This window comes from Bradyrhizobium sp. P3_C3 (genome assembly GCF_056402655.1).
Window position 1 is genome coordinate 1 of the sequence record NZ_JBFUGY010000066.1, and the last position, 18,893, is coordinate 18,893.

Sequence of the window (18,893 nt, forward strand, 5' to 3'; positions counted from 1 at the left end):
CCGCCGAAACGACGCGCGCCGGGTTTTCACGGGGCGCGCTGTCGTGTCTTTCGTATTTCACCTCGCCCCGCTTGCGGGGAGAGGTCGGATTGCATCGAAGATGCAATCCGGGTGAGGGGGAGTCTCGACGAGCCCAACTGGCGCCGTCCCCGCGGAGACTCCCCTCACCCCGACTCTCTCCCCGCAAGCGGGGAGACGGAGAAGACGTTCAGTGCGTCACCAGCGGGCAGCCACCCTTGTCGAGCGGACGGAAGGCTTCGTCGCCGGGGACGGTGGCGATCAGCTTGTAGAGGTCCCACTCGCCCTTGGACTCCTCCGGCTTCTTCACCTCGAACAGATACATGTCGTGCACCATGCGGCCGTCGATGCGGATCTTGCCGTTCCTGGCGAAGAAGTCGTTGACCGGCGTTTTGCGCATCTGCGCCATCACCTTCGGCGCCTCGTCGGTCTTGATGGCCTCGATCGCCTTCAGATAGTGCATGGTCGCCGAGTAGAGGCCGGCCTGGATCATGGTCGGCATATGACCGACCTTCTCGTTGAACCGCTTCGAGAAGGCGCGCGTCTCCTCGTTCATGTCCCAGTAGAACGCGTCGGTGACGATCAGGCCTTGCGTCGCCTTGATGCCGAGCGAATGGGTGTCGGTGATCTCCTGGAGCAGCGCGATCATCTTCTGGCCACCCTGAACGAGACCGAATTCGGCCGCCTGCTTCAGCGCGTTGGTGGTATCGCCGCCGGCATTCGCCAGCGCGACCACCTTGGCCTTGGAGGCCTGGGCCTGCAGCAGGAAGGACGAGAAGTCCGAGGAATTGAGCGGATGGCGGACCTCGCCGAGCACCTTGCCGCCGCTCTCCTTGACCACGTTGGCAGCGTCGCGCTGCAGCGCCATGCCGAAGGCGTAGTCGGCGGTGACGAAGAACCAGGTGTCCTCGCCGCGCTTCACCATCGCCTTGCCGGCGACATTCGACAGCGCATAGGTGTCGTAGGTCCAGTGCACGGTATTGGGCGAGCAGGCGACGCCGGTGATGTCGGACGAGCCGCCGCCGGAGTTGATGTTGATCTTGTTCTTCTCGCGCGTCAGCGCCGAGATCGGCAGTGCCACCGAGGATGTCGGCACGTCGAAGATCGCGTCGACCTTGTCGTTGTCGTACCAATTGCGGGCGATGTTGACGCCGACGTCGGGCTTGTTCTGGTGATCGGCGGCGACCACCTGTACCGGCTTGCCCGCGACCTTGGCGCCGTAATCGGCAACCGCCATCTCGACGGCGGCGAGCGAGCCCTTGCCGGTCGCGTCCGCATAGAGGCTCGACATGTCCGTGAGCACGCCGATCTTGACGACATCGTCGGAGATCTGCGCCTGCGCGGCGCCGGATGTGGCGGCGAGCGCGAGACCGGCCGCAACCGCGGCGATGAGTTTCCGCATGTGTTTCTCCCTGTGTTGTTGTTTGGGTTTTGTTGCGGGGACTGTTCTAGCGACAATCGGTCGCGGCGGTAAAGCCCGAGATGCGCGAGGAGGGTTGAGAATAAGTAGGGGGCTGCGGTGTTCTTACCCTCTCCCCTTTTGGGAGAGGGTGGCTCGCCGCGTAGCGGCGAGACGCCGTGGGTGATGGAAGAGGAAGAGGAGTGCTTTCGTGTCAAGGACGCGAACGGCTTTCCGATCTGCTGCGTCGTCCATCGGGAACCTTCATGCGTGGGGCTACCAGTATGCCGGGAATTACCTGTCGCGCGATGAGGCGAGGCGGAGGCCTTACCAGCAACCTCGACTGTTCAAGGATGTCCCCAAGCCCGATTGCTTCGACAGCTGGAAAAATCAACAGACCCTTTCCCCGAAACAGCAGATAGATGCCGGCCCCGAGACAAATAGGGCTCACGACCACCAAGACATCCAAAATGCTCCAAGGAGCGCGATCGGCCTCAGTCATAGGTCGTTACGATCCGGCGAAATCAGACACCAGCGGGTCCTTGTGCAATGTCGACCACGTGCCGTTCAGTACCAACGGTTATGACGATGGTGTAGGTCTTCGGTCCTCCGCCCTCACTGGCAACCGGCGGCGCCAGATGCAATTGGCCGCCGTACCACTCGCCGGGCATCAGCGTGTTATCCTTGATGACTGATTGTTCAAGCACAGCCATGTTGCGCTGCCCTGTCTCTACCGTGGCGGCGATCATTGCCTCATTCTGAGCCGTAGCATTGCTCTGGGCGATCGCGGTTGCGGTGGGGCTATAGAATGTGCCCGTCCGACCACTCGGGGTCGTGTAGTGGCCGTAGCCAGCTTGAGAGGCGTTATAGGCGTTTCCTGCTGCGGCTAGACCCGTAAAAACTGCCGCTGCGACCTGTCGATTCTTTTCCTCTTGGACAAGCATTTCGTAGGTGACGACCTGCATGCCGTAGTCGGAGCCAGCGACGTGCTGGGTCGCCTCGACTTGTGCAACGGGGAATTCAACAGGRCCTTTGCTCAGGTTGTTGATGGCCACGACGAAGACGGGCCGTCCGTTCCCGCGTACTTGTCGTGAAGCGGGACGAACTAAGACAAGCGAACTCTTCTGCCGAGACACGAGGGCAGCTTGCCCATCTCGCATGAGTGCCTGTTGTTGTGGATTGGACGGCCGAAACTGAACCGTCTCGGAGTTTGTAACGCAGCCGCCCAACGCAGCGCACAGCACCACGATGCCCCATTTACGCATGACTTATTCCCCAGACCCGCGGGCATAAGAGCGCAACCGGCGGGCGAGATCAATGGAAACTACCGCGGCTGTAGTGACCGGCACATAGACAATAGTTGTGTGTGCACGAATGAGTTTTGTATTGCGGGTGCCACCTAGCTCTAAGCACCTACAACCGTCGCCAAATTTGTGCGGCGATTTGGGGGGAACTGATTCGAAAAAGGTAGCGATACTCGCGGTGGCGTTTCTGTGCTCAACGACCTTTGCTGAAGCTAGGGGTGGCGGTGGCAGGGTGTCCTATGGAGGAGGTTCCCACACCTCCAGTCACGGCGGCTCATATGTCAGAGGATCAGGATCGTCTCACAAGGGCGGTACCTATTCGAACCCGAGCACCGGCAACCAGTACGGCACACACAAATAATTCCGCTTCAAACCCAGCACCGGGTCTCCTGGTGCTTGGGGGGCTGCGCTCTACGCGCCCTCGATCGGCCATGAAGTTACCTGCAGGCAAGATATTCCCTGAACACCCACCCCATGGGCCGAGAGTTAGCATCGGCTATATGTGCCCACCGCTTGCCGTGAGAATCCTTTGTCTCGTCTAGAATGCGAACAAGCTGCCCGTTAGAAGTGGCTGAGAGTATTTGCCCCTGGGGCGCGGCTCGAACGTTCAGCGGCGTCGAGGTTGGATCGACCACCACGCACGCTACTAGGTCATCGGGCGGCGTCGGAGAAGACGCTGTCCCCGCGTACGCAAACGCACTGCCAAGAATCCCGCTTGCGACCGCAAGAATGAAAATTAGAACCTGACGGCGAAAGACGGTGCGCAAAAGGATGCTTCCTATCCAAGGCAAAATGTAATCAGCTAGCGGGCAGTTGATAGAGCATTGCCACTGATGGTTAACGCCTTGCAACCCCCTGAACGAAGGCCCCGAACAGCTGCATCATCTGTTGCTGGTTCACTTGATTGACCCGCTCTTGATTGAGCTTTTGCAGTTCAAGCTCATAACCTCGTTGTGCCCCCGCATGCCCAAGCTCGGCAGCTCGCTGCAACAAGGCTAGCTTCGTCTGTTCCGGGTTTGGCGTTGGGATCTGCCCTTTGTCGATAAGATCAACGAGGCTCACCATTGAGTCCGCGTCACCGAGTGCGCTCCCACGCTTAAATAGCGTAATAGCTGTGGTCACATCCTTGCGGTCCCATAGATACATCCCACCTAGATTGTCGAACGCAGCGGGATAGTTTGCCTGAACGAGACGGAAGAATATTTCGAACGCTTGCTTCTTATCCTTGAATTGAGCCGCGCGGCCAAGTTGGTACTGATACCGGAGTTCGGCGGGCGAGACCGCTACGGCCTTGGTGCAAGCGTCGTAAGCTTGGTCAGCTTGGTACTTCAACGCCTCAAACGACACGCCGCCGCCACTCCTTTTTGCATCAGTAGGATTTGCGGCAAGCCGATCGCAGTCATTGCCGCCCTGCAGCCGTTGTCGCTCAGCTTCGGCGCTGGCTTCACGTGCCCGCCGTTCCCGGTCCGCTGCTTCTAGGGCCTGCTGAACCTCGCGTTCAGTTCGCTCGCGAGCCTCTTTGTCCCTCTGCTCCTGCTCGGCCTTTTTGCGAGCGGCGATTGCCTCTTGTTGCTGTCGCCAGTCGGAGATCACTTCGCGGGTGACGATTGTGAACTGGTCACCGGATCGCGGGTGGAAGCCGGGGCCGTCATAGAACTCATACTGTCCGGTTTCGCTGCGTGAGTACCAAACCTTGGCAGCACCTGTCGTTGGATCGAAGAAACCAAACTTCTCGGGGTCCGTGACGAGAACAGGCGCGCGCCGAACAACCTTTGCGTTCTGTTGTTTCCACGCCTCCACGACCTCTCGGGTGACGGGCACTAGTTCGTCGCCTGTCTGGGGATGAAAACCCATGAGGTCAAACAGCTGGATTTGGCCACGATCGTTCTTGAAATACCAAACGACCGGCTCGCCAGTTGTCGGATCAAAAAACGGCGGGTCACTTGAGGTTATCTGTGTCGGCCGATGCCCCCGTTTGTATTCCGCAATCTTCTCGACCATCTGGGGCGTTAGCGGACGGCACTCACGACCTGTGTCCGCATCAATCCCGACACGGTTGAGGGTCTTGATGCTGGTGCGCGTCATGACGAAGCATTTCTCGGCAACACCGTTCTTACGGAAGTTTGCGTCGAGGCGTCCCAGCAGCAGCGAATGTCCGAGGATAAGTGCGAGCAGGCCCGCGTATCCTATGCGTCGCTTTTGCTTGGAGAACGAAAGCGAATAGCCCGCAAGAACTACAAGGGCTGCAAAACTCGCCCAAAGGATGGCTCGCGTTATTCCAGTATTTAGGTCGTACGCATCTGCAAGTTCTTCCGCATAGGTCCGCGCTACGTAGTAGTAGACCAGTTCATTGCAGAGCCAGAAAATAAGACCGCCAATGACGACACAGGCCAGAATGATGACCGCAAATCGGACAGCAATGTTCAGTCGCCCGAGCGGTTGCGCAATCTGATTGCGCAGCTTCTCAATTAATTGCACTTGCCAGCCCCCCGGCGTGCACCCATTCGTCGGATGCCAGCTCCTGTTACGTTCTCTCAGCCCGACATCGAGAATACGAGCCCAAGCGGCCGGTTGTCAAAAGGGAGCCCCAAAACCGGTGAACAAATTCAGCGCGTTATTTACGGATGGGAGCCGCTGCGCGGCCCGCATTTCGGACCCCTGTCTGGCAATACGTCGGGGGCCGGCGGCAAGTTGACCGACCTAGCCGTTTGCGACGCCGACTCGTACGAGGATGACGGTTCGTGGTCAGATGCCGAAGTTTCCTCGATCGCTCCACGAGACGACTCGGCTTCTCCGAATAGTTCAGGTCGGCTTCGCGCGAAATCCTAAGAGCGCCCAGCCCAAAGCGCCACCGAGAACCAGAACGATCAGTGGTGCTCCAATCGCTATAAAGAGAGCAATTCCAAGCGCCTTCCACGGGCGGGCCGGATGGAGTTCAATGCCCGCTTTTGAGTACAGCTTGTCGCTCACTGCGTCATCGACCATGTCCTTATATTCGGGGAACAGCCGTCGAAATGTCGGCATTTGGTACCAGCAATTTGCCGTGTTGCTATATGCATTCCACGGGCGGTCTGGCGGTTCATAATCCGTCCCGGCCTTGCCACGCGCCTCCTTGCAATCTACCGGCACCATTGCAATTCCAACGGAACTGAAATCTAGCGACGCCTTCTCAAATTCGCCGCTGACGTCTTTGTACGAAAGAATGGCGACCGCGATAATGAACAGGATCGAAAGGATCACCCAAATTCTGAAAAAGCCCAGCCTGAAGTTCATTTTGCTCCCCCAGGGGCTCAGACCCACGTTCCCATAAGTTGAAATGCGAACCCAACTAGCAGTAAGTAAAAGCCGCCGGTTGACTCCAAGAAGAGGTGGGTTCGTATCCACATCTTGATCGGCCTATCTGGATCATCGATTATTTTCCGTGTGATGTGAGAAGGCGGTCCGTACGGGTATTTTTCAGCGTCGCCGTACTTGTTGACGATCTCATCGAAAAGTCCGCTGATATGAAGTTGGATCACACCACCAACATCAAACATCAGTCCGGCGCTGTTTATCCATTTTCCTCGAACTTCAGGCGCCGCGAAAAACCAACCGACAACGAAGCAAGCCCCTGCCAGAATGAGAAGAAGAATCAGTACTGCCCTGTACTCAAACCGGATAGTGTCGCGCTTCCAGTATTGGTAGTTGACCCACCAGTGCAGCATCCCCCACTCCTTAGTCCTTCGCACGCTCAAGGCGGTCGATCACCAAAAGACGGGCTTTCGCTGCCTGTCATGCCCTTACGGCCAGAATTTGTATCCATAGAACTCGAAGATTTGCCTTTGCTTGTCGTTCAGCTTCGCCTTCCAAGTTGGTGTCGGTTGAAGAGACGCGCCATAGTCCATACACGACCCATTCTCCTTAGCCATGACCGGCTCCAGCAGTTTCGCAAATTCGTTGCTCCACTTCGTCGGTGGAAGCGTGTCCGCAGCTTGGTAGAATGCGCTGGTTACAAGATCAGCAAGCTGAGCGCCGGGGCTTGCGAGGTGCGGCACCGGCTGGGCAAGGCGCCAGTCTAGTACTTCCCACATAATCCGGCGCTTCGGAAGGACGAGAGCCCCAGCTTTGGCCTGCATCTTAAGCAGCTCATGATAGGCGGCTGTTTGCGCGTAGGAATGGACACTGCGTTCGCTATACAGGATCTTGAGGAAGCGATCCTTTGCGTGGTCCTTGACTGCATGCCGATAGCAGAAGTCCGTTACGCGCTCCAAAAGCAAACGTAGACAATAGTTGTAGAACCACTGTTGGGCTCCAGCGCGCTCTGCTCGTTCGTTCTGGTGGCGGCGCATGTTCTTCTTGTTCGATGCGAGAACAAAACCGCGTAACGGAAGCTGAGCGATTTCTCCTAAAGCGATCCGCTTCTGAGGGGGCGACAAATGCCTGTAGTGAAGGTCGGTGCGGTTACATCCAGCCTTGGACAGGATCGTCCGAGCCCAGTTGCTCACTTCGGGCTCATGCTTCGCTCGGATAAGTACCGCGCCAAGGCACAGCCATTCCGTGGCACCAACCGGATCAATTGGGCGCACGGTTTTCAGTCCTGGGTCGCCCGCCTCATCAATGAAAGCGACGTAATAAGGGTCTGGGATATGAGTCGCCATAATGCTCAACTATGGCGTGTCCACAGGAGGTGGATCAATCCGTGTAGGTCCGGCTCCGCAGTTGCTATAAACAGAAAAGCTGAGCGGAGCGGGTTAGGACACTATAGGGACACTCCGCTTGGGTCTGCGAATTAAGTAATTGATTTTACAATGTAAAATATCCTCGCGACGATCAGTTCTTTCTCCCACAAGGGAAGCAGGAAGAGCACCGCCGGTCAGGCGCTGCTGCCCTTGAGCCGTTCGTTGCGTCGGCGCAGGCCTTCCAGGGTGGCGAGGAGGATGACCGATACCGTTGTTAGAACCACCGCCGCTGCCGTGATGGTTGGGCTGATGTTCTCGCGGATGCCGCTGAACATTTCGCGCGGCAGGGTGCGCTGCTCTGGACCCGCCATGAACAGCACGATCACCACCTCGTCGAAGCTGGTCGCGAAGGCGAAGAGCGCACCCGACGCGAGGCCGGGCAGGATCAGCGGCAGGATCACGCGGCGGAACGCATAAAGCGGCGAGGCGCCGAGCGAGGCGGCGGCGCGTGCCAGATTGGTGTCGAAGCTTTGCAGCGTCGCGCCGACCGTGATCACCACAAAGGGCGTCGCCAGCGCGGTGTGGGCCAGGATCAAGCCGAGATAACTGCCGGTCAGTCCGATCGGCGCGAAGAAGAAATACAGGCCGACCGCGGTGATGACACCGGGCACGACGACCGGCGACAGCACGAAAGCCAGCACGAGCGGTTTGAACCGGCTCTTCCACTGCGCCAGCCCCAGCGCAGCCAGCGTGCCAAGCACCATCGACAGCAGGGTCGAGGCGACGCCGATGATCATGCTGTTCTTCAGCGAATTCATCCAGCGCGGCGAATTGATGAAGTCGTCGTACCAGCGCAAGGAGAGGCCCGGCAGCGGATAGGTGAGATACGAGCCCGAGCTGAAGGACAGCGGCATGATCGCAAGGATCGGCGCGATCAGGAAGATGAACACCAGCGTGGAGATGACGATGGTCGCGGTCCACGCGATGCGCTGGCTGGGCGTGCGGAGGGAAGAATGATCGCTCAATTCTTCATCCCTCCCGTGACCTGCTGTCCCTGCACCAGCTTGCCGTAGACGAGAGCGAGCAAAAGAGTGGCCAGCAGCAGCACCGCACCCAACGCCGAAGCAAGGCCCCAATTGGCCGTCTCGGTCGTGTAGAGCGCGATGAAGTAGCTGATCATCTGATCGGCGGCGCCGCCGACGAGGGCCGGCGTGATGTAGTAGCCGAGCGCCAGGATGAAGACGAGCAGGCTTCCCGCGCCGATGCCGGGCAGGGTCTGAGGCAGGTAGATCCGCAGGAAGGCAGTGGTCGGTGGCGCGCCGAGCGAGGCAGCGGCACGCATGTAAGCAGGCGAGATCGCCTTCATGCTGCTGTACAGCGGCAGGATCATGAACGGCAGGAGAACGTGGGTCATGGCCACGCAGACCCCGAAGCGGTTGTAGATCAGGCGCAACGGCTCGTCGATGATGCCAAGCCAGTGCAGGCTGTCGTTCACGACCCCTTTGCTCTGCAGCAAGACGATCCAGGCGCAGGTGCGGACCAGAAGCGACGTCCAGAACGGCAGCAGGACGAAGATCATCAGCAGGTTCGACCGGCCCGGCGGCAGCGTTGCCAGCAGGTAAGCGACCGGGAAGCCGAGGATCAGGCAGAGTACCGTGACGCTGAAGCTGATGAGGAAAGTGCGGGCGAAGACGTTGCGGTAGATCGCCTGGTCTGATGCGGCCGCGACGATCGCACCATCGACGTTCCGCGTCAGGTCGAGCGCCGCCAGCAGATAGAAGCCGGTCACCGGGCCACTGGCATCCTTGATCGTCGTCCAGGTGGCCCGTTCGCGCCAGGCCGGATTGATCTTGCCCAGTGTCTCCCTGGCCGTGCCGGGTTCCGGCGCCGCCTTCAGATTGCGCGCCGTGCTGGTCAGGATCGTACGAAAACCGTTCAGGGCGTAGTTGAGCCGCTTGGCCGCGATGGCGATGGTGCCGGAGGCGCGCGCCGCCAGGATGTCGCTTGCCAGCGCTGCAAAGGCCTTTTCATCCGGCAGGTCCTTGCCGTCCCAGTCGGCGAGAGCAGCGACGGTTTGCGGCAGGACCTGACGCACCTCGCGGTCATCGACCGCGCGCCACAGCATGCCGGCGATCGGGCCTGCGAAGGTGAAGAGCAGGAAGACGAGAAGCGGCAGCACCAGCGCCAATGCCTTGACCTGACGTGTCCGCTCCGCACGCCTCAATCGGCGCTTGAGCGGCACCTCGGTCAACGCATTGGCGCCGGTCAAGCGCGCATCCGTCATTGGTCGAGCCTGGTGGGGCGCGCTATTTCGCGGCCCATTTGTTGAAGCGCTCGGTCAGGCGGTCGATGTTCTCGAGCCAGAAGCCAACGTTGATCTCGACCGCGTTCTTGATGTTGTCGGGCGCTGTCGGCAGGTCCTTGAGAACAGCGGGCGCGAGCAGGGCGGCTGCGTCCTTGTTCGAGGTGCCATAGGCGATGTTCTGCGACAGCTTTGACTGGTTCTCCGCCTTGCCCGCGAAGTCCAGGAACTTGTAGGCCGCGTCCTTGTTCGGGCTGCCCTTCAGGATGACCCAGCTGTCGAGGGTGAAGAGCGCTCCGTCCCATACGATGCCAAAATTCTTCTTGTCGTTCTTGTTCGCGGTGTCGATGCGGCCATTGTAGACCGAGGTCATCGCGACCTCGCCGGAGGCGAGCAATTGCGGCGGCTGGGCGCCGGCCTTCCACCAGACGATGTCGCCCTTGATGGTGTCCAGCTTCTTGAACGCGCGCTCGATGCCCTCGTCGGTCGCCAGCACCTTGTAGACGTCCTTCGGTGCGACGCCGTCGGCCATGAGGGCGATCTCCAGCGTGGTCTTCGGGCCCTGACGCAAGGCGCGCTTGCCCGGAATCTTTTTCGTGTCGAAGAAGTCGGCCCAGCCGTTGGGGGCGTCCTTCAGCTTGTCCTTGTCGTAGCCGAGAACGAAATCGTACAGGATGGCGCCGACGCCGCAGGGATTGACCGACGGCGGTATATAGGCGCCCTCGCCGCCGATTTTGGAATAATCCATCTTCTCGAACAGGCCTTCCTCGCAGCCGACCGCGAGTTCGTCGCTCTCGACCTGGACGAGGTCCCAGGTGGCGGCACCACCCTGCACCTTGGCGCGCAACACGCCGACGCCGCCGTCCCAGGACTCGTCGTTCATCGCAACGCCGGCTGCTTTCTTGAACGGCTCGAAATAGACCTTCTTCTGGGCATCCTGATAGGCGCCGCCCCACGACACGACGGTGAGGTCACGCGCCTGTGCGACCGTGGCCAGTGCGGCGCTGGCGCTGAACGCCACGGCGAACCCCAGAGCAATCTTGCCAGTCTTGCGCTTCAGCATGGTCCTTGTTCCTTCTTCATCTGCGTTGCGTTGAGGTTGATCGATGCCGGTCCGGATCAGACGGGATCGAGAGCCAGGCAGTCCTCGGGACGGAAGGTGATGAATACGCTTTCACCAGATCTTAGATTGCCATGTCTCAATCCGTCATGCGTCCCCGGCTGAAGCTTGACCATGAACTCCCCGTTGCCGGCGACATCGAGCACGGCCAGCGCGTGGTCGCCGAGATAGATGGTGTTCTGCACCTTGGCCGGCAGTCGGTTCGGTCCTTCGCTGGAGGTGCCGTCCGGGATGATGGCGATCCGCTCCGGCCGCACCGACAGGGAGGTCGATGCGCCCGCGCCCGATACATTGACCGCCCGTGCGGTCACGGCGCCGCCGCCAGCCAGCGTGACGCGGCAATAGTCCTTCTCGACCGTCTCGACGGTGCCGGACAGCACGTTGTTCTCGCCGATGAAGTGAGCGACGAAGCTGTTCACCGGATGCTCATACAGCGCGTCGGGCCGGTCGATCTGCTGCACGATGCCGTCGTTGAACACGGCGATGCGATCCGACATGGTGAGCGCTTCGCTCTGATCGTGGGTGACGTAGACGACGGTGATGCCCATCGTCTCGTGCAGCTGCTTGATCTCCAGTTGCATCTGCTCCCGCAGGCGCTTGTCGAGGGCGCCAAGGGGTTCATCCATCAGTACGAGCTGCGGATTGAAAACCAGTGCGCGGGCCAGCGCCACGCGCTGCTGTTGACCGCCGGACAGCTGCCCGGGCCGCCGGTGCGCCAGGGTTTCCATCTTGATCATGCGCAACGCCGCGTTGACGCGTTCCTGCGCCTCGGCCTTGGCCGTGTTGCGAACGGATAGCGGGAAGGCGATGTTCTCCGCGATCGTCAGGTGCGGGAACAAGGCATAGTTCTGGAACACCATGCCGATGTCGCGCTTATGCGGCGGCACGTTCTTGATCGGCCGTTCCGCGAGGTAGATTTCGCCATGGGTCGGAACCTCGAAGCCGGCCAGCATCATCAGCGTGGTCGTCTTGCCCGAGCCCGACGGGCCGAGCAGGGTGACGAACTCGCCCTTCCTGATTTCGAGATCGAGGTTCTTCACCACGAGGTGCTCGCCATCGTAGGTCTTTTGAATGCCGGAAAAGCGCACCAGCGCCGGCGCAGGCGTGACCATGCCGGCTTCCATGTTGTCCTCGCGTTGTCCCCTGCAGTGCTGTCAGCACCTCGTTCGAGGTTGCGGGAAACAGCTTAGCATCCTTCGACGAGAATGCCAGCGGCGCAAGCGACGCGCGCGGGTCCGGTGAGTGAAGACGCGCTACATCCCCGACAGCTTCGTCACGTAGACGTTCAGCGAACCGCCGGCTTCCGCGACGATGCGCAGCGTCTTGGAATCGAAGGCGATGTCGGCGAGGGTCAGGCTGTCGATCTTGGCGTCGACCTTGAGGCCGTCCTCGCTCTTCTGGTAGTCGGCGATCGCGGCCGCGATCTTCTCGCGCGCATTGGCGGCGATCGGCTTCAGGTCGAGCGTCGCCTTCTGCACCAATGCCTGCTGCATCTGCGGCACCACCGCGCGTGCGGCCGCGCCGAGCAGGCCGAAGGCGGCCTCGGATTCCACCGCGAGCTGGATGTCGGCGAGCCGCAGCGTCTGCTGCGCCTGGTCGAGCATCGGCCGGCCCCAGATGTGCACGGTCGCTTCGGCGCCGAGACCGAGCCAGCTCTTCTTCTCCTTGGCACGCACCAGCAGCGAGATCAGGAGACGATCGCCGGACGGCACCACGTTGACGCCTTTCACGGTAACGTCGACCGGGCCGGAGCCGTCCTCGGGATAGGTGTGGCCGACCATCTGCGCCGCGATCAGCTTGTTGATCTCGGTGAAGGGCACGTCAATCGGCACACCGATGTTCACGCCGGTGCCGGTCGGCGGCACGATCGAGATCTTGTCGGGGAAGGGACAGTCCGGCTTGGTCGACGTCGAGGTCACGCGCGTCTCGAGTTCGAGGCCGAGCAGCAGCGTCACGTTCTGCGCGTCGACGCGCGGCTGCGCCGCGATGGCACGGGTCGGTTTCATCTCGAGCCAGAGCGGCGGCAGCGCGCTCGAGGAGCCCGAGCCCTGCAGCGGGATCGAGCGGCAGGCCTTGGCCCATTGCAGCTTCGCATTGTCGCGCAGCGAGGGATCGTTGCGGATGCGCTCGGAGACGATGTTGATCTGCTCGCCGACATTCTTGTCGATCAGCGGCTTCACCTGCGCCGGCACGTTGACCTTGGCGCCGGAAACGTTGAGGTTGGTGTCGCCGAGATTGACCTGGGCGCCGAGATTTGGCTCGAGATGCCAATTGGCCGCGAGCTTCGGGCGCGAGGTGACGACCACGTTGCCCTTGATCTCGGCGCTGGCGTTCAAATTCTTGATGTTGACCGCGCCGATCCGTTTCGCTGCGTCACCGCCGAGCACGCTGCCGAGCGCGTCGCCGAGCGCGCCGGTGGCTTTCGACGACAGCGAGCCCGTCACGTTCAGCTTGCCATTGAGCGGCGTCGAGATCGTCAGCACGTCCTTGTCGCCGGCAGCCGCCATCGGCCCGCGCACCGCGGACCAGCCGATGTCGGCATTCTCCAGGATCTGCGAGATTGGATTATCGGCCTTGCCGGCGAAATTGCGCGGCGCGGCTTTCTCGGCCTGTTCGCGGATCGCCGATATCGCGATCGCAACCGGCGCCACCACGATCGAGCTCTTCGCGACCGGCGGCAGCGGCGGCAATTGCGCGACCGGCGGCGCAGTCGTCGCCGCGCGCGGCGACAGCCAGTCCATCGCCTTCAGGCTGACGAAAAACGACGCCGCGAGCACCGCCACGGCGATCAGAACAGTCTTCAAGTTCAGCGTCAGTCGCATCAATCCCCCAAGCCACCCAGGGCCGGAAGTCTACAGGGCAGGCGAGGGGGGCGCTAGAGCGCACCGGTGGGGTGGAATTGGGGCGAACAGATTAACGGTTGCGGCAGCATCGGTGCCGCGCATCCGTCATCGCGCACCTAGCTGCGCCTCGGGCGGCGAACCGCCCTCACATTGCCGCGATCGCCACCGCCGCAGAAGAAGCGGTCGCCGCCGTCGGACTCCAATCCTGACACCATCGTCCCGGCGGGCAGGTCGAGCTGCTCCAGCACCTTGCCGGTCTCGGGATCGATCCGCCGCAAATCGCTTTCCTCGCCCTCCCAGGTGCCATGCCAGAGCTCGCCGTCGACCCAGGTGACGCCGGTCACGAAGCGCTTGCTTTCGATGGTGCGGAGGATCTTTCCCGTCTCCGGATCGACCTGATGGATCTTGCGCTCGCGATACTGACCGACCCACAGCGAGCCCTCCGCCCAGGCCAATCCGGAATCGCCGCCGCCGCCCGGGGCCGGAATCGTGCTGATCACCTTGCCGGTCGCGGCGTCGATCTTCTGGATGCGATCCTCGGCGATCTGAAACAGGTGCCGGCCGTCGAACGCCGTCCCCGCATGCGCGGCGACATCGATGGAGCGTGCGATCCTGCCGTTGGCCGGATCGACCGCATTCAGCTTGTCGCCGGATGCGAACCAGACATGGGTGCCGTCATAGGTGACGCCATGCACGGCCTCGACACCCGCAAAAGGTCCGTACTCCCTGACGATCTCGGCGGCGGAACGCTTCATGTGCTTGATCCCTGTGATGTGATCCAATTTACGCTTTCAGGAGCGGTCCGGGGAGTAACAAGCCTGTCGGGAAACCCGGGACGGGCGGAGTCATCCAGCGCCGTGCCCGGCCGTGTCCGAACGATTGCACCTTGTTCGACCGCGCCAGCTCTTCGAGGGCCCGCTGCACCGTGCGCGCGCTCGTCCCCAGCGCCAGCGCGAGCGCCGAGCTTGACCAGGGCTCGCCGTCGGAGAGGACGGCGAGCACCGCGGCGTGCTTCTCCTCGACGGGACGTGCCAGCACGAGGACGTCGCGCGTCTTGCGCGGCGCCAGCACAAAACCCTGCTTCGTCGCGCTGATGTCGGCCAGCGGCTTGAGCTGGGTGCGGAGCCGCCCGATCTCCACGCGCAACCGCGCGCGATGCGATTCATCGGCGTGCTTTGCCCGGAACGCGCCCGATATCAGAGTCTCTCGCGAGACATCCCCAGGCCATGCCTGCGCCAGGAGGCGGGCGAGCGCGAACAGCACCGGCCGCGTTCCGAGCGAGACGATGCGGCCTTGCCTGCGCAGGGCATGATGAAAGGTGTCCACGACGAGCGCCGTCGAGGTCGCCAGTCTCTCGACCTCCCCGAGCAGCAACGGGTGTTCGCTGCCGCGCGCGATCAGGCGCGCCGCCGGCGTGTCGAGGATCAGGTTCGCGTTGTCGACCTCGGCCACGAGCGCCGGGATCTTCGCCTGCCGCGCTGCGTGAGCCGCGCGGTTGAGCGCCGCGCGCGCATCTTTCGCTCTCAGTCGTCTGATGGCGATGCCGGCGACCACGAGCTCGCGGACGACTTGCGATGCAGGCGGGAGCGGGGAGGGGCTGAGCTCGGCCAGCGTGCGCTCGGCTTCGTCGAGCTGCCCGACGAGGAGAAGGCGGCGCGCCTCGATGTGGCCCGCATGGGCTGCATTGGCGAGATCGCCGTGCTGTTCGAGCGTCGCGCGGGCCGCCGCGAGCGTCTTCACCGGCCAGCTCAGGTCGCGCGAGACGAGCGCGATCTCGGCTTCGGCCACCACGCATCTCGCACGCGCCACCGCCTCTCTTGGACCGAACGCGCGCGCGGCGCTCCGCAGCAGCGTCTTCGCTTTCGCGAGATCGCCGAGCTGCGCCATCGCGATGCCGCGTAGCGCCAGCGACGGTGCATCGTTGCGCAGCGCAACGCGGTTCAGCGCGCCGAGCGGATCGCCGGCCTCTAACGCGCGCGCGGCGGCCGTGATCAGCGACTCCATTCAAATCCCGCCACACTTGTTACTCCCACCGCGCAACCGCTTGGTGCCAGAAATCGTTGACGGCCGACAATGTGCGGCGAGGGGCGAGCGGTTCCGCGTCTGTCATAGCGCGACGCGGAATGACCGCCCGGACAAGAGGAATGGAGAGCCATGATGACATCAGCAGACAACGCAGGGACTAACGGACAGGCCGCCATGCAAACACCGCCGGTGGTGTCGCCGCAGGACTGGGAGGCCGCCCGTCAGCAACTGCTCGTGAACGAAAAGGCGCATACCCGTGCCCGCGACGCCCTCGCCGCCGAGCGCCGGCGCATGCCGTGGATGGACGTCACCAAAACCTATGCGTTCGAGGGGCCCGGCGGCAAGATCAGTCTGGTGGATCTGTTCCAGGGCCGGCGGCAACTGATCGTCTACCGGGCCTTCTTCGAGCCGGGCGTGTTCGGCTGGCCCGATCATGCCTGCCGGGGCTGCTCCATGGTGGCCGACCAGGTCGCCCATGTCTCGCACCTGAACGCCCGCGACACCACGCTCGTGTTCGCCTCGCGCGCGCCGCAGGCCGACATCCTCAGGCTGAAGCAGCGGATGGGCTGGACCATACCCTGGGTCACCGTCACCGACAGTTTCGACGCCGATTTCGGCGTCGACGAATGGCACGGCACCAACGTGTTCTACCGCGACGGCGACCGCATCTTCCGCACCTACTTCATCAAGAGTCGCGGCGACGAGCAGATGGGCGGCACCTGGAACTATCTCGACATCACCCCGCTCGGCCGGCAGGAGGTCTGGGAGGACTCGCCAAAGGGCTATCCGCAGACGCCAACCTACAAATGGTGGAACTGGCACGACAGCTACGCGGAAGGCGCTGCGCCCGACAAGAAATGGGTGGAGATCTCGACGGCCGGCGAGAAGGCTTTTCGCGAGGAGGCCGCGGAAGGCCGTGACTAGTCCCGCCAACGTGGCCACCGGCGCGAGCCGCGATGGCGTGGTGGCCGCACGCCACCTCGCCAGATGGCTGGCTCTGGCGGCAACGCCGACCTTCGCGATCATGGCCGTGTTGACGGCCGTGCTCGGCGGCCCGGCGGACATGCTGTGTGCCGCCGGGTACGGCTCCGTGCTGAGTGGGATGGTGCCGATGTATCTGCTGATGAGCGCGTTTCATTCAGCGGCATGGCTGAGGCTGATCGCGGAGCGGCGGCGGGCGGTCGGCCGTTAAGACGGCCGCCGCATCACCGTGGCCGCGTCGCATCGCTATCGTCGAAGAACAAGGCCATCAGGATCTCGTCATAGTAACGGCCGTCGTATTTCAGCGCCTTCACCCCGCGACCGTATTCGACAAATCCCGCGGCCGCGTAGAGCCGCAACGCGGCCTGGTTCTCGCTGACGACGACGAGATGAAGCTGCTCGACGCGCTTTGCAGCGTGCGCCGCAACGGCATCGACAAGGAGTCGCCCCGTGCCGGACTTCCGCGCCTGTGGCCGCACATACATGCCCCAGAGCACGCCCTTGTGCGCAGTCTTCGCGCCGTCTTCCCGGCGGAACCCACAAGCTCGCCCCCGATGAACGCGCCGAAAACATCCGATGCCGTGAGGCGTTCCTCGAACCAGGCAAGGGTTTTTTCTTGCTCGCGTTCGAATGAGCTGGTGAACGCTTCGGGATTGGTCGCGAGCGCTTCCAGCCTGACGAGACGGTAGAGCACAGCGTCGGCGGGCGTGAGCAATCGGATCATGGCGAGGCCAGGTGTGCCAGTGGCAGCGGCGCGCCGGCCTTGAGTGTCTGGATCGCAATGCTGCTGCGAACCTCCCGCACGATGGGCAGGTTGAGCAGCTTGTCGACGAGGAAGCGCTGGTAGTCCTCGAGCTCGGGCACGACGATTTCGAGGAGATAGTCGGCTTCCCCGGAGACGAGGTGACAGGCAACGACCTCGGGCATGGCGACGACCATCCTCTCGAAGCCCAGCGCTTGGTCGTTGGCATGGCCGTTGATCTTGACGCCGAGAAAGGCCGAGAAGCCGAGCCCGAGGCGGCCACGCCGCAACGAGGCGCGGTAGCCGTCGATATAGCCGTCCCGCTCGAGCCGCCGCACCCATCGCAGGCAGGGCGATGGCGACAATCCGACCCTGTCCGCCAGTTCGATGTTGCTCAGTCGTGCATTGGCCTGGAGTTCGGTGACGATGCGCCGGTCGATCGCATCCAGCTCGCATTTTGGCATGAACCGCATCCTGTGGGATCGAGAAGGGCGCAATATTGCGCCCGAGCCGCCGAGACTAGCCCAGTTCGCAAGGACATGCCTTGGCTTTCCGTGGGATGGATTGCTCCGACTTTGCTGCTGATGGAGTGAGCCATGACCGAGAGCCCGAACCTTGCGCCTCTGCTGGAGGCTGTCGAACGTTACTTCACGCTGATGTACGACAGCGATGTTTCGCAGTTCGACCGCGTCTTTGCGCCGACTGCGCAACTCCACGGATTTCGCGACGCCGAATTGCGGATCCTGCCCGTTGGTGACTACAGAGCGATGCTGGCTTCGACCCCGTCGCCCAAATCCAAGAATGCCCCGCGCCTTCAGGAGATATTGCTGATCGATCTGGCGTCGTCAGCGCAGGCACTGGTGAAGGTTCGCGTTCGGATCGATGTGCACCAGTACGTTGATTATCTGGCGTATCACTGCATCGAGGGCACTTGGCTCATTACCGCGAAATCGTTCCACGTGGAGCGACGGTATGAGCCGACCGGCACGTAGCGCCTCCGCAATCTTATTGCCCGCCTGCCGCCTGCAGATACGCAACCACCTTGGCCGCGTCCTCCGCGGAGACACCGCCATATGGCTGCATCTTGTTGCCGGACACGACCTCATCCGGCTTGACCATGAAGCGAGTCAGCTTGTCCTGATCCCAGACGAAGCCGGCGTCCTTCATCGACGGAGAGTAGTTGTAGTTCGGTAGCGAGCCGGCCTTGCGTCCCACGATCTTGTTGAGATTGGGACCGAGGCGATTGTCGCCATCCTTCACCGAGTGGCAGGTGCGACAGGAATTGTTGAAAGCCTGCTGAGCCGCCTCGTCGTTCGCCGGCTGCTGGGCGAGCGAAGAGGGCGCAGACAGGAGCAGCATCAATGCGCCGGCACCAGCGATCGAGCGCAGCCATGGACCTGGCGACATTTGCCGGCGTGATCGCATCCGCGCCTCCGAACAGTGCTTCTCCAGGCGAGGCCGCCCGGAGAGCATGATGCAAACGAAAACGGCCCCGGTGGGT

Annotated in this window: 20 protein-coding genes; 3 read left to right on the plus strand and 17 right to left on the minus strand. The window is 62.2% G+C overall.

Translation table 11 applies throughout. The features are described from left to right. Nucleotides 1–208: 208 nt before the first annotated feature. From AC1DW2_RS40035 to AC1DW2_RS40100, 14 genes are all read right to left on the minus strand, one after another. Entirely contained in the window at nucleotides 209–1,420 is a 1,212-nt protein-coding gene (locus AC1DW2_RS40035; RefSeq protein ID WP_477008793.1) for an ABC transporter substrate-binding protein, read from the minus strand. Between the two features lie 521 nt (nucleotides 1,421–1,941). Then, entirely contained in the window at nucleotides 1,942–2,682 is a 741-nt protein-coding gene (locus AC1DW2_RS40040; RefSeq protein ID WP_477008794.1) for a hypothetical protein, read from the minus strand. Between the two features lie 476 nt (nucleotides 2,683–3,158). After that, a complete protein-coding gene (locus AC1DW2_RS40045; protein ID WP_477008812.1) occupies nucleotides 3,159–3,359 on the minus strand; it encodes an SH3 domain-containing protein in 201 nt (66 codons plus the stop codon). Nucleotides 3,360–3,558: 199 nt separating this feature from the next. Next, a complete protein-coding gene (locus AC1DW2_RS40050; RefSeq protein ID WP_477008795.1) occupies nucleotides 3,559–5,199 on the minus strand; it encodes a tetratricopeptide repeat protein in 1,641 nt (546 codons plus the stop codon). 324 nt (nucleotides 5,200–5,523) lie between these two features. Next, nucleotides 5,524–5,994, minus strand: a complete 471-nt coding sequence (locus tag AC1DW2_RS40055) for a hypothetical protein (RefSeq protein WP_477008796.1) — start codon at nucleotides 5,992–5,994, stop codon at nucleotides 5,524–5,526. A 17-nt stretch (nucleotides 5,995–6,011) separates the two neighbouring features. After that, entirely contained in the window at nucleotides 6,012–6,425 is a 414-nt protein-coding gene (locus AC1DW2_RS40060; protein WP_477008797.1) for a hypothetical protein, read from the minus strand. A gap of 75 nt (nucleotides 6,426–6,500) precedes the next feature. Then, entirely contained in the window at nucleotides 6,501–7,358 is an 858-nt protein-coding gene (locus AC1DW2_RS40065; protein ID WP_477008813.1) for a DUF3800 domain-containing protein, read from the minus strand. A 215-nt stretch (nucleotides 7,359–7,573) separates the two neighbouring features. Then, on the minus strand, nucleotides 7,574–8,404 hold the full coding sequence (locus AC1DW2_RS40070) for an ABC transporter permease (protein ID WP_477008798.1): 831 nt from the start codon (nucleotides 8,402–8,404) through the stop codon (nucleotides 7,574–7,576). Then, entirely contained in the window at nucleotides 8,401–9,663 is a 1,263-nt protein-coding gene (locus AC1DW2_RS40075) for an ABC transporter permease (protein WP_477008799.1), read from the minus strand. The genes AC1DW2_RS40070 and AC1DW2_RS40075 overlap by 4 nt, the downstream gene beginning before the upstream one ends. A 22-nt stretch (nucleotides 9,664–9,685) precedes the next feature. After that, nucleotides 9,686–10,744, minus strand: coding sequence for an ABC transporter substrate-binding protein (locus tag AC1DW2_RS40080; protein ID WP_477008800.1), 1,059 nt, complete (start codon nucleotides 10,742–10,744; stop codon nucleotides 9,686–9,688). A 56-nt stretch (nucleotides 10,745–10,800) separates the two neighbouring features. After that, complete coding sequence (locus tag AC1DW2_RS40085; RefSeq protein WP_477008801.1) at nucleotides 10,801–11,925, minus strand: ABC transporter ATP-binding protein; 1,125 nt, start codon at nucleotides 11,923–11,925, stop codon at nucleotides 10,801–10,803. Nucleotides 11,926–12,054: 129 nt separating this feature from the next. Then, nucleotides 12,055–13,623 (minus strand): DUF4403 family protein, encoded by a 1,569-nt coding sequence (locus AC1DW2_RS40090; RefSeq protein ID WP_071910322.1) that lies wholly within the window; start codon nucleotides 13,621–13,623, stop codon nucleotides 12,055–12,057. 137 nt (nucleotides 13,624–13,760) lie between these two features. Then, complete coding sequence (locus AC1DW2_RS40095) at nucleotides 13,761–14,399, minus strand: Vgb family protein (RefSeq protein ID WP_085405315.1); 639 nt, start codon at nucleotides 14,397–14,399, stop codon at nucleotides 13,761–13,763. A 28-nt stretch (nucleotides 14,400–14,427) separates the two neighbouring features. Continuing rightward, on the minus strand, nucleotides 14,428–15,648 hold the full coding sequence (locus AC1DW2_RS40100; RefSeq protein WP_477008802.1) for a helix-turn-helix domain-containing protein: 1,221 nt from the start codon (nucleotides 15,646–15,648) through the stop codon (nucleotides 14,428–14,430). Nucleotides 15,649–15,798: 150 nt separating this feature from the next. On the opposite strand from AC1DW2_RS40100, the gene AC1DW2_RS40105 reads away from it, so the two are divergent. Then, nucleotides 15,799–16,593, plus strand: a complete 795-nt coding sequence (locus AC1DW2_RS40105; RefSeq protein ID WP_477008803.1) for a DUF899 domain-containing protein — start codon at nucleotides 15,799–15,801, stop codon at nucleotides 16,591–16,593. Continuing rightward, entirely contained in the window at nucleotides 16,586–16,861 is a 276-nt protein-coding gene (locus tag AC1DW2_RS40110) for a hypothetical protein (protein ID WP_477008804.1), read from the plus strand. Before AC1DW2_RS40105 ends, AC1DW2_RS40110 begins: the two co-directional genes overlap by 8 nt. 13 nt (nucleotides 16,862–16,874) lie before the next feature. Here the strand turns inward: AC1DW2_RS40110 and AC1DW2_RS40115 are convergent, their stop codons facing one another. Both AC1DW2_RS40115 and AC1DW2_RS40120 read right to left on the minus strand, forming a co-directional pair. After that, complete coding sequence (locus AC1DW2_RS40115; protein WP_477008805.1) at nucleotides 16,875–17,135, minus strand: N-acetyltransferase family protein; 261 nt, start codon at nucleotides 17,133–17,135, stop codon at nucleotides 16,875–16,877. Between the two features lie 235 nt (nucleotides 17,136–17,370). Then, on the minus strand, nucleotides 17,371–17,856 hold the full coding sequence (locus AC1DW2_RS40120; protein WP_477008806.1) for an Lrp/AsnC family transcriptional regulator: 486 nt from the start codon (nucleotides 17,854–17,856) through the stop codon (nucleotides 17,371–17,373). 132 nt (nucleotides 17,857–17,988) lie between these two features. Between AC1DW2_RS40120 and AC1DW2_RS40125 the strand changes: the two genes are divergently transcribed. Continuing rightward, on the plus strand, nucleotides 17,989–18,384 hold the full coding sequence (locus AC1DW2_RS40125) for a nuclear transport factor 2 family protein (RefSeq protein ID WP_166102041.1): 396 nt from the start codon (nucleotides 17,989–17,991) through the stop codon (nucleotides 18,382–18,384). Nucleotides 18,385–18,397: 13 nt separating this feature from the next. Here AC1DW2_RS40125 and AC1DW2_RS40130 read toward each other — a convergent pair whose 3' ends face one another. Next, entirely contained in the window at nucleotides 18,398–18,817 is a 420-nt protein-coding gene (locus AC1DW2_RS40130) for a c-type cytochrome (RefSeq protein ID WP_477008807.1), read from the minus strand. Nucleotides 18,818–18,893: the final 76 nt, after the last annotated feature.